This window comes from Woronichinia naegeliana WA131 (assembly GCA_025370055.1).
In the GTDB taxonomy this organism is placed as follows: Bacteria; Cyanobacteriota; Cyanobacteriia; order Cyanobacteriales; family Microcystaceae; genus Woronichinia; species Woronichinia naegeliana.
Map to the genome: position 1 here is coordinate 5258783 of CP073041.1, position 20041 is coordinate 5278823.

Annotated in this window: 17 protein-coding genes, 1 tRNA gene and 4 pseudogenes; 6 read left to right on the top strand and 16 right to left on the bottom strand. The window is 41.6% G+C overall.

Annotation, left to right across the window (positions count from 1 at the left end):
* The first annotated feature begins 107 nt into the window (after positions 1 to 107).
* Positions 108 to 1445 (top strand): annotated as a pseudogene (locus KA717_26355) (IS5 family transposase).
* 228 nt (positions 1446 to 1673) lie between these two features.
* On the opposite strand, the pseudogene KA717_26360 reads toward KA717_26355, so the two are convergent.
* Positions 1674 to 1876: pseudogene (locus KA717_26360) on the bottom strand (IS5/IS1182 family transposase).
* A 168-nt stretch (positions 1877 to 2044) separates the two neighbouring features.
* Complete coding sequence (locus KA717_26365; protein ID UXE59351.1) at positions 2045 to 2890, bottom strand: hypothetical protein; 846 nt, start codon at positions 2888 to 2890, stop codon at positions 2045 to 2047.
* Between the two features lie 90 nt (positions 2891 to 2980).
* Between KA717_26365 and KA717_26370 the strand changes: the two are divergent.
* Positions 2981 to 4235: pseudogene (locus KA717_26370) on the top strand (ISKra4 family transposase).
* A gap of 147 nt (positions 4236 to 4382) precedes the next feature.
* Here the strand turns inward: KA717_26370 and KA717_26375 are convergent.
* The gene (locus KA717_26375) at positions 4383 to 5273 is read right to left on the bottom strand and encodes a hypothetical protein (protein ID UXE59352.1); all 891 of its coding nucleotides are present in this window, start codon (positions 5271 to 5273) and stop codon (positions 4383 to 4385) included.
* Positions 5274 to 5334: 61 nt separating this feature from the next.
* The gene (locus tag KA717_26380) at positions 5335 to 6414 is read right to left on the bottom strand and encodes an IS1 family transposase (protein ID UXE59353.1); all 1080 of its coding nucleotides are present in this window, start codon (positions 6412 to 6414) and stop codon (positions 5335 to 5337) included.
* A 230-nt stretch (positions 6415 to 6644) separates the two neighbouring features.
* Here KA717_26380 and KA717_26385 point away from each other — a divergent pair.
* A pseudogene (locus KA717_26385) lies at positions 6645 to 6788 on the top strand (ISKra4 family transposase).
* 27 nt (positions 6789 to 6815) lie between these two features.
* Here the strand turns inward: KA717_26385 and KA717_26390 are convergent.
* Positions 6816 to 6959 carry a hypothetical protein gene (locus tag KA717_26390; GenBank protein ID UXE59354.1) on the bottom strand — a complete coding sequence of 48 codons (144 nt, stop codon included), beginning with the start codon at positions 6957 to 6959 and terminating at the stop codon, positions 6816 to 6818.
* Positions 6960 to 7294: 335 nt separating this feature from the next.
* On the opposite strand from KA717_26390, the gene KA717_26395 reads away from it, so the two are divergent.
* Together KA717_26395 and KA717_26400 are read left to right on the top strand one after the other, a co-directional pair.
* Positions 7295 to 8365, top strand: coding sequence for a Gfo/Idh/MocA family oxidoreductase (locus KA717_26395; protein ID UXE59355.1), 1071 nt, complete (start codon positions 7295 to 7297; stop codon positions 8363 to 8365).
* A gap of 40 nt (positions 8366 to 8405) precedes the next feature.
* Positions 8406 to 8633 carry a ribosomal protein L7/L12 gene (locus tag KA717_26400; protein ID UXE59356.1) on the top strand — a complete coding sequence of 76 codons (228 nt, stop codon included), beginning with the start codon at positions 8406 to 8408 and terminating at the stop codon, positions 8631 to 8633.
* 26 nt (positions 8634 to 8659) lie between these two features.
* On the opposite strand, the gene cobJ is transcribed toward KA717_26400, so the two are convergent.
* The 4 genes from cobJ to KA717_26420 all read right to left on the bottom strand — a co-directional run bounded on the left by cobJ (position 8660) and on the right by KA717_26420 (position 13413).
* The gene (gene cobJ / locus KA717_26405) at positions 8660 to 10504 is read right to left on the bottom strand and encodes a precorrin-3B C(17)-methyltransferase (GenBank protein UXE59357.1); all 1845 of its coding nucleotides are present in this window, start codon (positions 10502 to 10504) and stop codon (positions 8660 to 8662) included.
* Positions 10505 to 10577: 73 nt separating this feature from the next.
* Positions 10578 to 12827 (bottom strand): heavy metal translocating P-type ATPase, encoded by a 2250-nt coding sequence (locus KA717_26410; GenBank protein UXE59358.1) that lies wholly within the window; start codon positions 12825 to 12827, stop codon positions 10578 to 10580.
* Positions 12828 to 12889: 62 nt separating this feature from the next.
* Entirely contained in the window at positions 12890 to 13147 is a 258-nt protein-coding gene (locus tag KA717_26415) for a type II toxin-antitoxin system mRNA interferase toxin, RelE/StbE family (GenBank protein UXE59359.1), read from the bottom strand.
* 2 nt (positions 13148 to 13149) lie between these two features.
* Entirely contained in the window at positions 13150 to 13413 is a 264-nt protein-coding gene (locus KA717_26420; GenBank protein ID UXE59360.1) for a type II toxin-antitoxin system Phd/YefM family antitoxin, read from the bottom strand.
* Between the two features lie 200 nt (positions 13414 to 13613).
* Between KA717_26420 and nspC the strand changes: the two genes are divergently transcribed.
* On the top strand, positions 13614 to 14759 hold the full coding sequence (nspC, locus tag KA717_26425; protein UXE59361.1) for a carboxynorspermidine decarboxylase: 1146 nt from the start codon (positions 13614 to 13616) through the stop codon (positions 14757 to 14759).
* Positions 14760 to 14771: 12 nt separating this feature from the next.
* Here nspC and KA717_26430 read toward each other — a convergent pair whose 3' ends face one another.
* From KA717_26430 to KA717_26460, 7 genes are all read right to left on the bottom strand, one after another.
* On the bottom strand, positions 14772 to 15911 hold the full coding sequence (locus KA717_26430; GenBank protein UXE59362.1) for a hypothetical protein: 1140 nt from the start codon (positions 15909 to 15911) through the stop codon (positions 14772 to 14774).
* A 13-nt stretch (positions 15912 to 15924) separates the two neighbouring features.
* Positions 15925 to 16797 carry an S-methyl-5'-thioadenosine phosphorylase gene (locus tag KA717_26435; GenBank protein ID UXE59363.1) on the bottom strand — a complete coding sequence of 291 codons (873 nt, stop codon included), beginning with the start codon at positions 16795 to 16797 and terminating at the stop codon, positions 15925 to 15927.
* Positions 16798 to 16854: 57 nt separating this feature from the next.
* A tRNA-Leu gene (locus KA717_26440) sits at positions 16855 to 16939 on the bottom strand.
* Complete coding sequence (locus KA717_26445; protein ID UXE59364.1) at positions 16918 to 17793, bottom strand: M48 family metallopeptidase; 876 nt, start codon at positions 17791 to 17793, stop codon at positions 16918 to 16920. The genes KA717_26440 and KA717_26445 overlap by 22 nt, the downstream gene beginning before the upstream one ends.
* 4 nt (positions 17794 to 17797) lie before the next feature.
* Positions 17798 to 18898 (bottom strand): response regulator, encoded by a 1101-nt coding sequence (locus KA717_26450; protein ID UXE59365.1) that lies wholly within the window; start codon positions 18896 to 18898, stop codon positions 17798 to 17800.
* A gap of 55 nt (positions 18899 to 18953) precedes the next feature.
* On the bottom strand, positions 18954 to 19382 hold the full coding sequence (locus tag KA717_26455) for a hypothetical protein (GenBank protein ID UXE59366.1): 429 nt from the start codon (positions 19380 to 19382) through the stop codon (positions 18954 to 18956).
* A gap of 94 nt (positions 19383 to 19476) precedes the next feature.
* A complete protein-coding gene (locus KA717_26460) occupies positions 19477 to 19833 on the bottom strand; it encodes an iron-sulfur cluster assembly accessory protein (protein ID UXE59367.1) in 357 nt (118 codons plus the stop codon).
* Positions 19834 to 20041 lie beyond the last annotated feature (208 nt).

Consider the following 20041-nt stretch of genomic DNA (forward strand, 5'->3'; position numbering starts at 1 on the left):
GCTGAAACCTTTACGGAGAAAAATAGTAGGCGAATTAAGAACCGCTAGAATGCACGAAAATAGGGTAGAATGCCTCAAAACCATTGCATTAAGAAGAGAGAAAGCAGATGTACCGAAAGCAACAGTACTCAATTGAAACACCAGAAAACTTGAAAAATCTGTTCGGCGGGCAGTTAGACGAAGAAAATCGTTGGATAGAAATGTCAAAAATGATTCTTTGGGAAGAATATGAGGAAGAATATGCAAAAAACTTCACAGAAAAAAAAGGAGCCCCAGCCAAATCATTTAGAATGGCATTAGGAGCATTAATTATCAAAGAAATTTCAGGAAAAAGTGACAGAGAAACAGTAGAACAAATAAAAGAGAACCCTTATTTACAGTACTTTATAGGAATGGAAAGCTATAGTAGCAAAGAAGCATTTAATGCGTCAATGATGGTTCATTTTCGTAAAAAAATAGGAATGGAATTAATAAATAAAATTAATAAAGAAATAGAAAAAAAAGCGACGGGTGTAGCGTCAGAAAAAAAAGAAAATGAAGGAAAGTTATTGTTAGATGCGACTTGTACACCAGCAGATATAAAATATCCAACGGATATAGGAATATTGAATGATGCCAGAGAAAAAACAGAAAAAATAATAGATAAGCTGTATGAAGAAATAAAAGAGAAAAGGAAAGAAAAGCCGAGGACTTATAGGGAAGTGGCAAGAAAAGAGTACTTAGCCATAGCAAAAAAACGTCGTGTGTCAAAAAAAGAAAGAAGAAAAGGAACAAAAAAACAACTAGGATATATAAAAAGAAACTTGTCTCATATAGAAAAAATGATAGAAGAGGGAGCAAAGTTAGAAAAACTAACGAAAAAAGAGCAAGAAGAGCTTGTAACGATAGGAAAAGTGTATGAGCAACAGTTAGAAATGTATGAAAAAAAGACAAATAAAGTAGAAAACAGAATTGTGAGTGTAAGCCAACCTCACGTGCGTCCAATAGTGCGTGGAAAAGCGGGAAAAGCAGTAGAGTTTGGAGCTAAAATATCGGCAAGTAATGTGAATGGCTTTGTCTTCTTAGACAAATTAAGTTGGGATAATTACAACGAATCGGGAGATTTACAAGCGCGAATAGAAGAATATAAAAGGGAAACAGGATGTTATCCGGAATCGGTTCATGTGGATAAAATCTATCGAACAAAAGCGAATCGAGCTTATTGTAAAGAAAGGGATATAAGAATGAGTGGTCCCCGATTGGGAAGACCGCCGAAAGAGGTGAGCAAAGAAAAAAAGAAAGAGGCACGCTCAGATGAAAGAGTGCGTAATGCCATTGAGGGTAAATTCGGACAGGGAAAGAGGAAATTTAGTCTTGGTCGAGTGATGGCCAAACTACCTGAGACCTCGGAAACGGTAATTGCGATGAACTTTTTGGTAATGAATCTTTCTACTCTACTTCAGAAGACAAAAAGTAAAAAGTTGTAGAGTCGTTTTTCTTGTGAAAAATGGTGTTAATTTTCCTCTCTTTTGTGAGGAGTGATTTGTGTTGACCTTTTTAGACAGAAAGGAACAATAGATTAAACAAAATCTGTATTTTGATTTGTTTCCATAAGGATAAGTTATCTATGCTTTTTCAGTCCATACTTCCCTAACCCACATTTCTTTCGTTTTTTGACTTTTTCAGCAAGCCCTAATTAATGCTCCTAATGCCATTCTAAATGATTTGGCTGGGGCTCCTTTTTTTCTGTGAAGTTTTTTGCATATTCTTCCTCATATTCTTCCCAGGGAATCATTTTTGACATTTCTATCCAACGATTTTCTTCGTCTAACTGCCCGCCGAACAGATTTTTCAAGTTTTCTGGTGTTTCAATTGAGTACTGTTGCTTTCGGTACATCTGCTTTCTCTCTTCTTAATGCAATGGTTTTGAGGCATTCTACCCTATTTTCGTGCATTCTAGCGGTTCTTAATTCGCCTACTATTTTTCTCCGTAAAGGTTTCAGCTTTTTTCAGCAAGCCCTATTTACTGGCAAGGGTTTTGCTATGAAAATTGCCAATTAATCAACTAGGAAGAATTCGAGACAGCGAGAGAAACTGAGTCATCAAGCATAAAATCTAAAAGATGATGCCAGCTTTCAAAGAACAGATATTTGGTCAAAGAGAGAATATCTTGAAAGAATCCCTTACGAGTGCCGCGTTGGACGCGAATTCTCTGGTAACGTTCATCAACCAAACCTAAAACCGTGTGCAAGAGAAAAGCCAGCAAATTCAGGGTAAGCAAAACAGAGGCGAGGTGTTGTTTACCATGCCCAAAATTATGCTCTAAGTGATAGCCTCGATTTTTGAGAATATTGTGATTCTCGTTCTCAGTACGCCAACGAGTCCGTCCAGCACGACAGACATCAAGAACGATGTGAGGGGTGAGAAAATGATTGGTAATCCAACTATTGTGATAAAGAAGTTGAGCATCGGATTCGCGGTGGATTTTTAGCTCACACCAGTTAACCAACAAAGCAGGCTGTTGGTCTCGCAGGGGAATCTGATTGAGATAACGGCAGTGCCAAATCTCGAAATACTTCCCATTCCAACGTCGGTGTTGAGTGGTTTTGACTTCTCCATTAGCTTCTAAATAGTTTAACCATTCATAGAGTGTGGGATGAGAAGTCGGTAAACAGACGAAGATAAAGTTGAAATCGTGGTCGAGACAGTGCTGACAAGTGGGCTGACGACTGTACAAGTCATCCCCTAGCAGAGTTATCTTCTGTCCCGCAAACAAACTAGCATGGTTACTTATCCAACGTTTCGCCGCATTTTGCTCACAATCTTGCTTTTCAGAACCGTCTTGAGGGGTGATAAATTCAGGGGGTAAGGAAAAAACTGATTCATGGTCTGGGGAAACAATCACGGGCAATAATGCCTGATGGAAGGGGCGTGACCTTTAGTTGATGAAGAAAAAGAAAAGTGTTAACATGAGATGAAAAGTGACAAAGAGGAAACAATGATGACAGCAAAACTAATTAATGTAGAGGGTTCAAAGATAAAAATAGAACTAACATTAGAACTCAGTCGTTCAATGTTGGATACAGAAATAAATATTCAAAAAGGCTTAAACGAAGTAGGTTGCATCGCCAGCAAAGAAGCCTTGAAATATTTAGATACAGATGGTTCACCCTTAAAAATCGGTGAAGAAATCTGGAAGAGTAAGGGAGAGCAACCGAAAGAATATCAAACACCTTATGGTGAGGTTATAGTGAATCGTCATGTATATCAGCGTTCACCTTTGAGGAAAAACGTATTGCCCCTTAGAAAGAGAAGCAAGGATAATCATAACATCAACGCCATTATTGGCAAAACAGGTATCCTCAAAAATGTCAGGGATGGCAGGCAAAGAGGTGAAAAATGATTTATTAGAAAATCATGGTAGAAAAGTAGCGCTATCCTATATCCAAAGATTGAGTGAAGCAGTAGGAAGTGTGGTACAGGCAAAAGAAGAAGCGTGGAGTTATGCCCCGCCCAAGGAGGATAGCCAAATTGCAACAGTGGGAATAGGATTAGATGGCTACCGTGAAGCAATGGTGGGAACCGTTTCCCTATACGATAGTGAAGGCGAACGTCAACATACAATCTATCTAGGTGCGGCACCAGAGTATGGAAAAAAGAGTTTTCTAGAAAGATTAGAAAGAGAAATTGAGCGAGCGAAAAACCGTTATCCAGAGGCAACATTGGTCGGGATAGCAGACGGGGCAGAATCAAATTGGAAGTTTTTAGAAAAGCAAACGGAAGAACAGATATTAGATTTCTATCATGCCTCTAGTTACTTAGGTGCCTTGGCAGAAGCGTTGCATCCGAATACAGTGTCAAAACAAAAAGAATGGTTGACTGAAAATTGTCGAGAACTCAAGCATGAAAAAGGAAAAGCAGGAGAACTGCTAAATCTGATGAAAGAAGTCAAAGAAGAAAAAAGTCATTCTAAGAATCTTACCGAGAAACTACAAGCGGCGATTACTTATTACGAGAATCATCAGCATCAAATGGATTATGCTGAATACATAGAGAAAAAGTATCCGATTGGTTCAGGTGTTACGGAAGCAGCTTGTAAGACGTTGGTCAAACAACGATTATGTTGTTCAGGGATGCGATGGAAGGAAAAAGGAGCAGGAATTATTTTGAGCCTACGAGCTTTGGTATTGACCAAGGAACGATGGAGTCAATTTTGGGCAAAACTTGATCAATATGGGTTCCCTGTAGAACCCTGATTACAACAGCTTTTATCAACTAAAGGTCGCACCCATTTAGAGATGGAAGTAGGTGACTTTTCCCTGTTTTGACGTTTTGGTTGAACAGCATGGACAATTTACTTTTTCCGAACGGGTGCGACCTTTAGTTGATAAAAGCTGTTGTAATCAGGGTTCTACAGGGAACCCATATTGATCAAGTTTTGCCCAAAATTGACTCCATCGTTCCTTGGTCAATACCAAAGCTCGTAGGCTCAAAATAATTCCTGCTCCTTTTTCCTTCCATCGCATCCCTGAACAACATAATCGTTGTTTGACCAACGTCTTACAAGCTGCTTCCGTAACACCTGAACCAATCGGATACTTTTTCTCTATGTATTCAGCATAATCCATTTGATGCTGATGATTCTCGTAATAAGTAATCGCCGCTTGTAGTTTCTCGGTAAGATTCTTAGAATGACTTTTTTCTTCTTTGACTTCTTTCATCAGATTTAGCAGTTCTCCTGCTTTTCCTTTTTCATGCTTGAGTTCTCGACAATTTTCAGTCAACCATTCTTTTTGTTTTGACACTGTATTCGGATGCAACGCTTCTGCCAAGGCACCTAAGTAACCAGAGGCATGATAGAAATCTAATATCTGTTCTTCCGTTTGCTTTTCTAAAAACTTCCAATTTGATTCTGCCCCGTCTGCTATCCCGACCAATGTTGCCTCTGGATAACGGTTTTTCGCTCGCTCAATTTCTCTTTCTAATCTTTCTAGAAAACTCTTTTTTCCATACTCTGGTGCCGCACCTAGATAGATTGTATGTTGACGTTCGCCTTCACTATCGTATAGGGAAACGGTTCCCACCATTGCTTCACGGTAGCCATCCTCACACATCAGCATACAGGTTCCATCTAATCCTATTCCCACTGTTGCAATTTGGCTATCCTCCTTGGGCGGGGCATAACTCCACGCTTCTTCTTTTGCCTGTACCACACTTCCTACTGCTTCACTCAATCTTTGGATATAGGATAGCGCTACTTTTCTACCATGATTTTCTAATAAATCATTTTTCACCTCTTTGCCTGGGCACTGGTATCGTCTAGCTAGAAGCTACAAACGTTGCAATACGAGAGGTTCAAGAAATCAGGCGAATTTGGAGTAAGTCCTCCCAAGTTAACCCTTTTTCAATTATACCGAGAGCTACAGCAGGAACTTCTCTAGTCGTAAAATGGCTGCGAACAAAGTTATGAACCATCCTGAAAATATCTAGGACTCGCTGTAATCCCACAACAGATTTAGCATAAGTATTTGTACGACGACGAAAGGCGGCTAAATAGCGTCGGATAGCACTATTAAATGCCTCAACGTGGTTGGCATGGACGTCCTTTTCTTCTGGTTTTTCTGTTGTCTCTGGATGTTCTGGTTTCGGAGTTTCTACTTTCTTTAGTTTACCCTCAGAATCTCGACGTTTACTACTCTTATTTTTTAGTCTTACTACAAGACCCTTCGGTAATACTTTGGTGGGACGACCTCGCTTTCCAATCCTTAATACTTCGTGACAAATATTAAATAGCAGTTGACTATATCGCTTTTCTCCATCTGTAAATAACTGGAGAGATTCTGCACTCCTTTCAAATAATTCCGTTACCGTCATCATTGCTTCTAGAAATAATTTCTGCTCTTTTCGACCACATTTTAAATGCCAAATAAAGCGGCTAGCCCTGTCCATGAGCACGATTGTCCACCCCTCAGAGGCACTTGCTTCTTTATTTTTTCCAACTTTTGTGTATAGTTCATCCCCTTCTATTACTAATTTAACAAATTCATTCACTAAGGCGTATAAAAATAATGTCTCTTGTAATCCTGATAATTTCTTTTCCCAATTCAATATTGTTGTTTTCGCGTAGCCGAATACTCGGGCTGCTGCATTTAATCCTATTCCTTCCATTCTGGCTTTTAATACTTTTACAATTTCACTTAATGGGGTTTCTAAGCCAGCGATTACGCTACCATAAGTCTCAGCAAAACAAGAACTACATTCTTGACAAATGAACATTTTACGTTCCCCATTACCTTTCGTTTGATAATGAGAATGTATTTTTACGTTTTCACTATAGCAATGAGGGCAGTTTTTCTGAAATAAGGCTTCCTCTTTCTCTTGGGGTAAGCCAATATCACTTAGGAGGTCAATTGAGCTTTTATTCAATGTTGACATTGCTTTCTGTTTTCCCTTTCTTTAATATAATGACAATAATAATAGTATAACAAAAACGGGAATATGTCCAGTCGTAAGTTATTTTCTATTTTCTCAAACTCTTACACCATAACTTTTTCTAGCTTTGATCACACGATACCAGTACCTTGCTGTCATCATTGTTTCCTCTTTGTCACTTTTCATCTCATGTTAACACTTTTCTTTTCCTTCATCAACTAAAGGTCACACCCATTTCTATTGGCTCTGGCTCTGTCGAATCTCAAGTTAAACAAATTGGTCATCGTCTTAAAATTACTGGTGCGAGTTGGAATTCTGACAATGTACCACAAGTCCTTCGTCATCGCTGTTCCTATTTAAATGATTACCTTTTTTGACTCTTTCATTTACCTCGTTAAGTATTTCTACTTATTGCAAAGGTGAGATGCTCCCGACGGTTGACGGTTTCCTTTTTCTGTACAGAGCGATCGCGTTTTTTTATAGTTAAGAGGCGATCGCTTTTTCTGAGAGTTGAGACGGTGATCGCGTTCCCAACGGACAATTATCAACTATTCATTATCAACTATCAATTAATCGGCGATCGCCTTTTAAAATTAACCCCTATTAACTATTCATTATCAATTATCCACTAGGCCACGCTTTGGTTTCAGAGTTCAGGTTTAAGGCGCGATCGCTCCATCTTAATAGCCTTGTACCGTTTTTGGCCTTATCAGAGATCAATTGACCCTTGATCCTGTGAAGGCATAGATTCACAGTAAATTGGGCCAAAAATCCCTGACCGTGCTAGTATCTTAGTCAGCATCTCCCTAAAGAAACTAGAAACAAATTCTAGACTCTGGGGTCAAGCTTTCTGGTGGTGTTTTGTGGAGTTTCAATTACATTTATGAATAATTCGCTTAAAGGTCAGAGAAGTTATCTGGAGCCGATCCGCGTTGGAGTAATCGGGGTCGGCAATATGGGACAGCACCACACCCGTGTCCTTAGCCTCATGAAAGATGTAGAATTCGTTGGAATTTCCGATGTCAATATAGAAAGAGGACTCGATACCGCCAGTAAATACCGAGTCCGTTTTTTTGAGAACTATATCGATATGCTGCCCCACGTTGATGCCGTCTGTGTAGCCGTTCCCACTCGTCTGCACTATAGCGTTGGCATGGCCTGTTTACAGGCAGGTGTCCATACTCTTATTGAAAAGCCGATCGCCGCCAGTATTGCGGAAGCCGAATCTTTGGTCAATGCAGCCGCCCAGTCGAACTGTATTTTACAAGTCGGTCATATTGAACGCTTTAACCCTGCTTTTCAGGAACTAACCAAAGTTCTGCAAACCGAAGAACTACTGGCATTAGAAGCCCATCGTATGAGTCCCTATTCTCAACGGGCCAATGATGTATCAGTCGTTCTAGACCTGATGATCCATGACATTGACTTACTTTTAGACCTAGTAGGCGCGCCGGTTGTCAAATTAACCGCCAGTGGTAGTCGAGCGTCAGGCTCAGGCTATTTGGATTATGTGACAGCAACCCTAGGTTTTGCCACGGGCATTGTTGCCACGGTGACGGCCAGTAAAGTTACCCATCGTAAAATTCGTCGGATCACAGCCCATTGTAAAAATTCCTTGACAGAAGCGGATTTTCTCAATAATGAAATTCTAATCCATCGTCAAACCACCGCCAACTATACAACAGACTACGGTCAAGTTCTCTACCGTCAAGATGGCTTAATCGAAAAGGTTTACACCAGTAACATTGAACCGCTACACGCCGAATTAGAACATTTTGTCTATTGTGCCAGGGGCGGCGATCAACCCTCAGTGGGTGGTGAACAGGCCCTCAAGGCCTTGCGGTTAGCTAGTTTAATCGAACAAATGGCCTTAGATGGTCGAGTTTGGGATGCTTCGGAACAGGATTTGCTTTACTCCAATCCCCAGGATGTTGTGAATTACGCAGTCCTGTAAGCAGTGAAGCCGATCACTCAAGCCTCGAAAGGAGACTATCATGATCATTCCATATCTGGTCTTTGGAATTTTGGTTCTGATGATGATTTTTCTCCTTTTTGGACGCGCTCAGGAAGTTGAGATTCCCCATCTGCTCTCAGATCAAGAAATTCTTCAGTTAGCCCAGCAAGGAAAGAAAATTGAGGCAATTAAGTGTTATCGCTCTTTGCATAATGTGGGATTGAAACAAGCAAAAGAGGCCGTGGAAGCAATGCTGAAACAATCCTAAGCCAGATAATTTTTGATCTTGCTTGATCAATAACCTCTAGGGGTAATGAGCCAATTTTGATATTGGTAGGTCGTGCTATTACCAATTAAAACAACGGTTAACATATCAATCGGAAAGTCGAGCATTTTGTCTAAGGTCGTTTGAACAATCTCTTCTTCCTGTCGATAAACAGAACGCACCAGGGCAACTGGATTATTAGGATGGCGATGTTTAAGAAAAATTTGTTGCGTTAAAGTAATTAATTCGGTGCGTTTTTGGGATCTAGGATTATAAAGAGCGGTGACAAAATCAGCTTGAGCAGCAGCTTCTAACCGTTGTAAAATCTTGGCTGTGGGTGTTAGCAAATCACTGAGACTAATGGCACAAAAATCGTGCATCAGAGGTGCGCCGACTTTGGCTGCGGCTGCTTGCAGGGCGGTAATACCAGGAAAAACTTCGATCGCCGGATTCAGACCATCCCAATACTGTTTTTGTAATTCTTCTAACACCAAACCGGCCATGCCATAGATACCACAATCCCCAGAAGAAATAATAGCTACTTTTAATCCCCATTGGGCTAATTTTATAGCGCGTTGACAGCGTTGACGCTCTTGGGTAATAGGAAAGGCTTCGATAATTTGGCCCGCCCTTGTTAGTGGTTTAATTAAATCTAAATAAAGGGAATAACCAATGATGGCATCGGCTTGGATTAGGGCTGTTTTCGCTGCCGGTGTGATTTGTTCTAAGGCTCCTGGCCCCGTTCCCACTAAATATAAGGCTCCGGTTTTACCGATATATTCCTCTGAGGCAAGCGCGATCGCCACTGTCACCGCTTCTGAGTTGCTTTCTGAACTGGCTTTAATAATTTGTTTTGGTACTAATAACTGAGCTTCACCATAGATTTGGGCGGCACAAAGGGCGGCGGCTTCTGCGACACTGGCGGTTCCCACTTCCTGTTCGACAATCTGGGAAGGAGTGGGTACTGGAATTTGATGTAATTGTGCGGCGGTAAAGGTTTTTAAGGGATATTGTTGCGCGTCACAGTAAGCCAGTAACCCCATTTCATCGGCCTTAATATCAATGGTGGCAATGCCCGCGATCGCCTTTTGTGTCAGTTGAAAGGATTGAAACACCTGATCAATGGCCTGGTGAATCAACGCTTGGGAAGTGCCTCGCACACAACCAATGCCAACCCATAACAGACGGGGATGCCATTGCACCTGGGGACAATCAGCTTTCGTCTGCCCTTGACCTTGAGTGATACTAATCCATATTCTGGCCCGGGCATTGTTAACCTGTTCCCAAACAAAAGGATGAGTATCCGGTAAAGCTTTTTGCCAAAGAGTACTGCCCACTTCCTGAATCACTTCTACTGGCTTACCATTGGCGATCGCGGCACTAACCTCTGTCCAATCTCCCGCTCCTTTTCGCCACCCAAACGGTTCCCCCAATGTATCAATGCCAGGTAAGTTCAATGCCTGGGCTGCTCCAGTTAAAATCGGAATCGCGCCTAACTGAGCGGCAATCAAACAAGCCAGGCGATCGCTCCCCCCCTGATGACTACCACAAAGACTAATGACAAAGCGACCCTGGGGATCGATAACAATTACCGCCGGATCAGTGGCTTTATTGGTCAAAAGTGGGGAAATTAAACGGACAACCGCTCCCGTTGCCAAGCCAAAAATAAAAGCTCGATGGTGGGGCCAAAGACTAGCTAAATGATCTTTTAAACTGCCTGAATAACGAGTTACACCATCACATTCCGTTAGCTGTTCGGCTAAATGTAAGGTGATGCCCAAACTTTGACAAAGGGGGTGCAACTTGTGGGCAGACTGGCTGGTTGTGGCGATCGCGGCGATCGGTTGGAAGTCAGAAAAGAGCGATTCGGTCAATGTTGGGTGAAAAAATATTTTAGATTTTAATCATAGCCTTTAAAGCGGTTCTATTGCTGACAAAATTTCTGATCTAATCAGATGAATATTTGGGACAAAATTGACGCAAACGGAGGGCATTTGTCACCACAGAAACTGAACTAAAAGCCATTGCGGCTCCGGCAATAATAGGATTCAGTAACCAACCAAACCAGGGATAGAATAAACCAGCAGCCAAGGGAATGCCAATTACATTATAAATAAAGGCAAAAAAGAGGTTTTGTTGGATATTTCGCATGGTGGCCCGACTGAGTTGAATCGCGGTGACAATGCCCTGGAGATCGCCCGAAATGAGGGTAATATCACTGGCTGCGATCGCTACATCTGTTCCAGTCCCCAAAGAAATTCCCACATCGGCCTGAGCCAAAGCTGGCGCATCATTAATACCATCGCCTACCATCGCCACAATTTTGCCAGACTGTTGTAATTTTTTGATCTGGTTAGCTTTATCATCGGGACGAACTTCGGCAATCAGGTGATAAATCCCCACTTGATCGGCGATCGCCCGGGCCGTAGCCTGATTATCTCCCGTTAACATGACCACTTCTAAACCCATTTTTTTTAAGGTGGCGACAACTTGCTGGGAAGAAGGTTTCAGCGCGTCAGCAATGCCGACAATTGCTTGTAGTTGTTGATTAATGGCCAGCCAAACTACGGTTTTTTGCTCTTTTTCCCAACGGGTTTCAGCGTCTTTTAAATCATCGGTAATCATCCCCAATTCCTGAAACCAGCGTTCTGTCCCCAATTGAATCCAGTTTTCCCCCACCTGACCTTGTACCCCACAACCGGCGATCGCCGTAAAATTCTGAATATCTAACAGCGTCACTTGTTGAGATTGGGCATAATTAACAATCGCTTCTGCTAAAGGATGTTCTGAATATTTTTCAATCGAAGCAGCTCCTTGAATTAACTCAAGTTCCGTCATAGAGTTGTTAGCATGGAGACTGATAAAATCTGTGACGGTTGGTTTTCCTTGTGTTAATGTTCCCGTTTTATCTAAGACAATAGTTTGTAATTTTTGAGACAATTCTAAACTTTGGGCATCTCGAATTAAGATCCCAAATTCGGCTCCTTTTCCCGTTCCGACCATCACCGAGGTGGGGGTTGCTAATCCTAAGGCGCAGGGACAGGCAATAATTAACACTGCAACCATGGTGGAAATAGCAAAAGTTAAATGATGACCTAAAACGAACCAGAGAATAAAGGTTAACAAAGCAACCAAAAGCACGACGGGAACAAACCATTGAGTGACTTGATCCGCTAACTTTTGAATCGGGGCCTTAGACGCTTGGGCCTGCTGAACCAGTTTAACAATTTGAGCAAGAACCGTATCTTTGCCAACACGAGTCGCACGAATTTTTAAACTGCCATTTTTATTAATGGTTGCGCCAATAACTTCATCGCCAATACTTTTTTTAATCGGTAAGCTTTCCCCTGTCACCATCGCTTCATCAATGGTCGAGGTGCCGTCTATAATTTCACCATCCACAGGAATTTTCTCACCTGGGTGAACAAGAATGAGATCGCCGACTTGAACCGCCTCAATGGGAACGGTAACGACTTCTCCATTACGAAAAAGTTGAGCTGTTTTTACCTGTAAACCCATTAATTTATGAATAGCGTCTGAAGTTTCCCGTCTAGCTCGCTGCTCAAAAAATCGTCCTAATAAAATCAAAGTAATGACAATGGTAGAGGCTTCAAAATAAACATGATGGCTTAAGCCTGGCTCCATTAAAAACTGCGGAAAAAGCAGGGTAAATAAGGAATAAAAATAAGCAGCACTCGTTCCCAAGACAACCAGGGTATCCATCGTCGCTGAACGGGTTTTTAAGGATTTAATCGCTCCTTGATAAAAACCTTTTCCACACCAAAATTGTACAGGGGTTGCTAAGAGCCATTGAAACCAAGGATTCTGGAAAAAAGTCGGGATAAAATTCATGCCCCAACCTGTCATCATCGGGATTGAACCGAGTAATAGTAAAAAACTAGCAATTCCACCGATTAATAACTGGACATACAGGGTTTGTAATACTTTTTTCTGGTTGATTTTCTCATCTTGCTCATTATTAACCTCTAGGGGCAAACTCTGATAACCAGCTTTATCGATCGCAGTTTGAATGGCGATCATCGTTGTAGCTTGAGGATCATAATCAACGGTAGCTTGTTCGAGGGCAAAGTTAACCTGACAGGATGAAACACCCACAACTTTTTTAACGACTCTTTCAACGGTTGAGGCACAGGCGGCACAGCGCATTCCCTGAAGTTGTAAAGTAAGATTTTCCATATAGAATAAACCTGAATAAAACCCAAATTAAAATGTAAGAAATTGATTAACCGAAAATAGTATTAATCCCCATAGTGAGATTTAGCACGAATAATCAGAATTGTTTTTTCTGATTCATAAATTTCATACAAGATTCTATCCTTAAGGTTTAAACGATAGGAACGTAGTCCGGCCAAACTTCCTTTGAGGGCCTTACCTTGGTAAGGATTTTCAGCTAATATTTCAATTAATATTTCCTGAAGTTTTATTTTTTGTTTTGGAGAGAGTTCGGTAATATCTTTTTTGGCCTGTCTTGAAAATAAAAACTGATAATTTGCCATCTTTAGTCAAGTGAGATTCCAAAAACCTGTTCCATTGTCAATGCTTCCTTACATTGATAATCTTGACGAGCCGCAGCAACATCGGACAAAATATCAGCATCTTGCATCCATGTGGCTGTTTCCATCAGTGATTCCCATTCTTCCTGATTGACCAGAATATATTTTTGATCTCCTCTGGTAATGGCTATCCCCTTGGGTTCCATAATGGCATGATCGCAAAGTTCATCCAAATGGCTTTTGGCATAATCAACAGTAACCTGATACATTCTTGTCTCCTTACTGAGTATTTTTTAATGGTTAAAGCGTATGAAAAGTTTGTTTAATTATGTCAGAAAAATTAATACATACTATACTTGACATTGTAAGTTAAGATTTTTATTTTGAAAAGTAGTTTAGCTGACAATATTCTCCTATGCTGGCCGATAAATCTTAAAATGAGTGAACGTTCCCAGATATTTAACTTTCCATGATCACCCATCTTCCTCTCAACATCCCTTCTCCCTGCTTTGTCTTAGAAGAAGCTTGCTTAGAAAGAAACTTAGCCATTTTTGCGAGAGTACAACAGCAAGCACCAGTGAAAGTAATGTTGGCCCTCAAAGGGTTCGCCCTCTTTCCCAGTTTTCCTTGGATTCGTCAAGTGTTAGCGGGAGCCTCAGCCAGTTCTTTGTGGGAAGCTCAGTTAGCAGCCGCAGAATTTGGCAAGGAAGTTCATGTTTATGCCCCGGCCTATCGAGAAGAAGATTTACCAGCTATTTTACCTTTGGCAACTCATCTAGTTTTTAATTCCCTCAGCCAATGGGAAAACTTTCGCTCATTAGTGCAGAATTCACCCCAGATTCCAGGCATTGGTTTACGCATTAATCCCCAATATTCTCCTGTTACTACGGCCTTATATAATCCCTGTATTCCTGGTTCCCGTCTGGGCATTTCTCCTGAACAATTAGGCGATCGCCTACCAGCAGGAATTACCGGTTTTCTGTCCCATAATCTGTGTGAAAGTGATTCCTATGCCTTAGAAAAAACCCTAGGTTATATTGAAGAATATTTTGGTCATTGGTTATCCCAAATTCGTTGGTTAAATCTAGGGGGAGGTCATTTAATGACTCGTCAGGATTATGATCTAGATCATGCCATTACGGTTCTTAATCATTTCCATCAACGTTATCCCCATTTATCCCTCATTTTAGAACCTGGATCGGCGATCGTTTGGGAAACCGGCTTTTTATTGAGTCAAGTCAGAGATATCATTCCGACACCCGAATTTACCCATGCCATGCTAGATGTTTCCTTTACCGCTCATATGCCAGACTGTTTAGAAATGCCCTATCGTCCCGCCATTAGATATGCCCACGAACCACAAGCCGGAGAAACTATTTATCGCATGGGAGGATCTAGTTGTTTAGCGGGGGATTTTATGGGGGATTACGGCTTTGATCAGGCTCTGCAAGTCGGCGATCGCTTAATTTTTGAAGATATGATGCACTATACCCTAGTCAAAACAACCATGTTTAATGGCGTTCCCCATCCAGCCATTGGCATACTCAAAAAAGACGGTAGCTTTGAACTATGGCGAGAATTTGGCTATCAGGATTACCGCGATCGCTTAGGTTGATTTTGCTTCAGCTTAAATTGAATTACCATTTCGACTCGCATCCAGACTGACCTTCAAATGAAAAAAGAGGGCAATGATTATCCCAGCCAGTAAAATGGGTAAAATGCTCATTGGTAAAATAACCGGGCCTAACAGGAACGGAAAATAACTCATAGCCGAGACAAAGGTAATCGTCATTGGCACAAAGAAATAATGGGGAAAATAAAAGCCATAAATAATCGATAAAATATCGGCTGCAAAAAAATAGCGTTCGTGCATTTTCGGTAAACAATAAGGCACGATTAACACAGAAATCAGTGCAATTTGGACAATAATAGCGGCTGTCACTTCAAATTTAATTCTATTAATGATCAGGATAAAACTGGTAAGAATAAGAACTGTCAAAAGAATCCCTAAAGGTGCGAGACTATCAAAATAGCGATTGGAAACCCATAGGTAAGGATTGGGCGCATTGAGCGTGAGAAATTGAAAGGTATTAGCTTGCTGAAGATAAATAAAGAGTAAATCTTTGACTGATCTGCCCGCAATCCAACTAGGCAGAATAGCGATCGCGTAAATAGTGGGAATCCAGAGAAAAGATCGCAGAGAAATATATTTTTTAAGCCCTAAGATAATCAACACGGGGAGAAAAAAGAGAGCCTGCTGCTTAAAGGCTAGAGCTAAACCAAAAGCAATCAGGGCTAGATTTTCCTGTTTTTTACATAAATAATAAAGACAGGCCACTAATCCCGTGGTGTAGATAATGTCACACTGTCCCCAAAAAGAGCCATTTAAGAGAAGAGTGGGGGCAAAAAGAAGGGTTAATAGGGCTAGTAAGGGGAGAGATCCCTGGGGATAACGGAGTTTAACTAATTGATAGGTGAAAAATCCACAAATAATTTCAAAGGGAAAGTTAATTAATTTAATGGCAATAACTTTTGATAAATTAGCCAAAAAAGTAACAACCAGTACCAATAGATAAAGATAGGGGGGCGTGTAATTACTAAAATTATCTTTTAAGGCCCAAAAGCCGCCATGAGCTTGTATATAATCATACCAAGGTTCGAGAAAATAGGTATAGTCGCTACTTTCATGACTAATTAAGCTAAGACGCACAATGATCGCTATCACCACTGCGATCGCCGTCAAAATACCTTTGGCAGTAAGAGACAAAAAATTAAGGAGTTTAAAGATATTTTTGCAAGAATAAACCTAGTTTTTCCTTCGTTGCTGCCGGAGCCTGAGCTAGGGGAGTAAGAATCGCATACTTTAAGGCATTATGGGCCTTAGAAAGCGGTGGATTTTCCGTCAGCCGACGAACCGTTTCTTGAATCACTTGCTGGGCATTGATCGCATTGCGATGTAAATTATCTAAAATCATTTCGACGGTGACATGGTCATGGTCGGGATGCCAGCAATCATAATCGGTGACTAAGGCTAGGGTTGCATAGGCAATTTCTGCTTCTCTCGCTAACTTAGCCTCTGGTAAATTGGTCATGCCAATTACCGTCCCCCCCCAACTGCGATAAAGATTAGATTCCGCCAAGGTTGAAAAGGCTGGCCCTTCCATACAAACATAAGTTCCTTGGGTATGTAGGGTAATCTCCGGCAAATTTAAACTAGTAATGGCATCCTGTAAGACCTGGGCTAATGCGGGGCAAATTGGATGACCAAAACCAATATGGGCCACAATGCCTTCCCCAAAAAAGGTAGAAATGCGATTGCGGGTACGGTCAATAAATTGATCGGGAACTAACAGATCTAAAGGTTTAACCTCGGCTTGCAGAGATCCCACGGCCGAAGCGGAGATAATATATTCAACTCCCAATTGCTTCATGGCATGGATATTGGCTCGAAAGGGAATTTCCGTAGGGGTGAGATGGTGATTACGACCATGACGAGCTAAAAAAGCAACTGGTACACCAGACAATTGTCCCATCATGAGGGCATCAGACGGTTTGCCAAAGGGCGTTTCGAGGGCCACTTCCTGAATATCTTTGAGGGCCTCCATTTTATAAAGCCCACTACCGCCGATAATACCGATTTTTGCTGAGGTCATGGAAATTAAAGCTCAAAAAGACAGTGAGAGTTAATGGGGTATTTGTTGATCAGACTATGGGCAGCGAGAGAATCGAACTCTCATGAGGGGTTACCTCGCCACATTTTGAGTGTGGTGCGTCTACCAATTTCGCCAGCCGCCCTGGGTTTTGTCTTTTTGATTATAGAGGCTACGGGGGCCTTGTAACAAGTCTTGATAATTTTGGGAACTGGCCCAACGATCAATTTCCTTGGCACGAAGCACCGGAACCGGATGGGTTAAGGCCTCGGTTTGCATGGATTTTAGCATAGTTCCTAATTCCGTTTCACTGATCGCCTGATATTCCCTGGCCTGTTCAATAAAGGCATCCAAATTCAACAGTGGAGCTAAACTGGGGGAACCACCGGCCAATTTCATCAGCACAGACATGACAATCCTGGGATCTTGAACCGCTAATAAAGCGGCGCGATCGCAACTAAATTCAGCACAACGTACCCATTCCAAAATTTGAGATTGTAGCGATTGGGCAATCATTGTTCCCCAGATCGGCAATTGTTCTGATGCCAAGGCAATCAGATTCGCTAGGGTTAAATAAACCCCATGTTCACATTTGAGGTGTCCCAATTCGTGGGCCATAACCGCTTGAATTTCAACCGGCGTGAGCATTTCAATTAAGGACGTATGCAGCACCATAAATGGCTGTTTGCCCCGCATCGCAAAGGTATAGGCATTGGGAATCGGATTTTGCTGCACATAGAGTTGGGGGGGATCTAAATCTAAAATCCGACAGGCCTCTAATAGCAATTCATGCAGATGGGGTAATTGTTTTGAACTAACCCGCACACTGGCGGCTAAATTATTGAGGGCAAAAAACTGTTCAGCAACAGAGCCTAATAAACCACGAATGGCTAAATCAAATCCGGGTAACTGTTTAAGAGAATTGGTGGCAGCTAGATCGAGGGGATGACGGAAATCATCGGCTTTAAGTCCAACTAACAGCGTGGGGGAAAGTACCATAAACTTAGCTGATTAAAGAAAATGTTAAATGAACAATAGTCTGCTTTTGGGGAATGCTTTCAATGTGTAGTTGTCCCCCATTTAATTCTACTAAATATTTAGCAATAACCAAACCGAAACCTTCTAAGTTACCTTTAGGATCACTGAGGGAACTTTTAGGATTTCCCATCCAATTTTCATACAATTCTGACTCCATGCCCTGACCCGCATCGATAATGAATAAACGATATCGAGACTCATCTATTTGACTGACAACTTCCACCGTTGAACCAGGGAGAGAATAACGGAAGGCGTTATCACTTAATTCTTCTATAATTTTTTTGAAATTGGTTTCAGATAAGGCAATCTTGGTATCCTGCAAGGTCAGTTTTAAATCTCGTAGGCGTTGATATTGTTGAGCTTTTAACTGGGCAACTTTAGTAATTACAGCACTGGGAAAACATTGACTGCGTTTGCTTTGATAGGCTTCTCTCATCTTTGGATTGCTGGCAATCATCTCTAGTTGGGAATAGAGAGAGAGATTAATAAATAGGCGATGAATTTCGACCGAGTTATTTTCGATTTTCTCAGCGATTTCCTCAATCTCCTGAACGGTTAGGTTATCACTTAACTGCTTGAGAGTATTGGCAACACTGTGTAAGGGAGAGATCAGATTATTTAATCTTTTGGGCAGCGATCGCGTTAGACGATAACGAAAATCACTCAATTCCTGTTGAGCTTCTTCTTGTAAGCTGGCCTTTTTATCTAAGCGCAGACGAATTGAGAGTAACAGAGCCTTGATACTGTAGGGCTTGATTAAATAATCATCGGCCCCTAAATCCATGCCAGCTCTTAATGATTCTAGCTCCGATTTAGCAGTTAGAAAAATTAAGGGAATATTTTTGGTAGAGGGATTTTGTCTGAGGTTTTGTAAGACTTCATAACCATCCATTTCTGGCATCATGACATCACAGAGAATCAGATCAGGAAGATGAGTTTGGGCTATTAATAGGCCCTCTTTGCCATTACTTGCCTCTAAGATCTGAAAACTCTCCAATTCTAGAATGTCCTGAAGATTTTTTCTAACTAAAAGATCATCCTCAATCAGTAGAATAGTCGTGGTCATGTTGCCTCTATGAAAATTAATTAAAACAGGCTAGGCTGATGTTTAATACCAACATTTAGGTTAATAGCCAAGCTTTTACCCGTTGCAAATTTTTCCAGTCTGGTTTTCGTTCTAGACCATCTTCAATGTTGTCGGCCACGGTTTGGTAGATTTCCTTATCTAAGGACATAATTTGACCTGCCAGTTCCACATGGGGACGCACACCAGGACGATTATTTTCTAACATTGCCAGCACTAAATTGACCTGGGCTTGGGGATGTTTGGCATCAATCTTAACGCTTTTCTGGGCTGCTTTTAGGGCCGCTTGTGGTTTGTCGGCAAGCAGATATAGCCAGGCCAAACAGGCCCACACGGTGGCATTGCGAGGGGCGCGATCGCAAATATCTTTAAATACTGGAATGAGGGTGATTGGATCTTCTCCGGCTTTATAACGTTCTAGCCCTTGTTCAAAGTCTTGTACTACCAATTCAACGGTTTCAGTCATAGGTAACGAGTAAGGTTCAGTAGGGAAAAATAAGCAGAAAAAAGAGGACGTGATGGACTGTCCCCTATCTACCATACTGGATCACGAAGCATCCTTAAACCCCAAAGGATTTTCCACAGCCACAGGTTTGATTGGCATTGGGATTGGTGAACTGGAAACCGCCGCCGATCATAGCGTTGCTATAGTCCAGCATCAGACCGTAGAGATAAAGTAAACTTTTGCGATCGCAAACAATCTTAAACCCATCGTATTCAAAGACTTCATCATGTTCCGTAGTCTTGCTAGGGTCTTCAAAATCCATCAAGTAGGACATACCGGAACAACCACCTTGACGCACTCCCACCCGCAAACAAAGGTCTTGACCCTGTTGTTCTCGTAACATCAGGACGTGTCTCAGGGCAGTTTCACTCAGTTGGATTCCTTGACGTTTGGTTTCTGTGGCTTGGGTCATACTATTTATATCTCCTAAATCCTGGTGTCGAGGAATGGACAAGATCTTATTTTAACAAGGGTATCCCTCTATAGTAGCGAGTTTGGCCGGAGAAAGACCAATCTCAACCGAATTGCTCGGTATGGCCTGAAGGCGATCGCTTAACTGGACATGTTTGTAGTACGACACGAAATCGAAGTAACTGAGATAGTCGTCGCCTTGTCCAGAA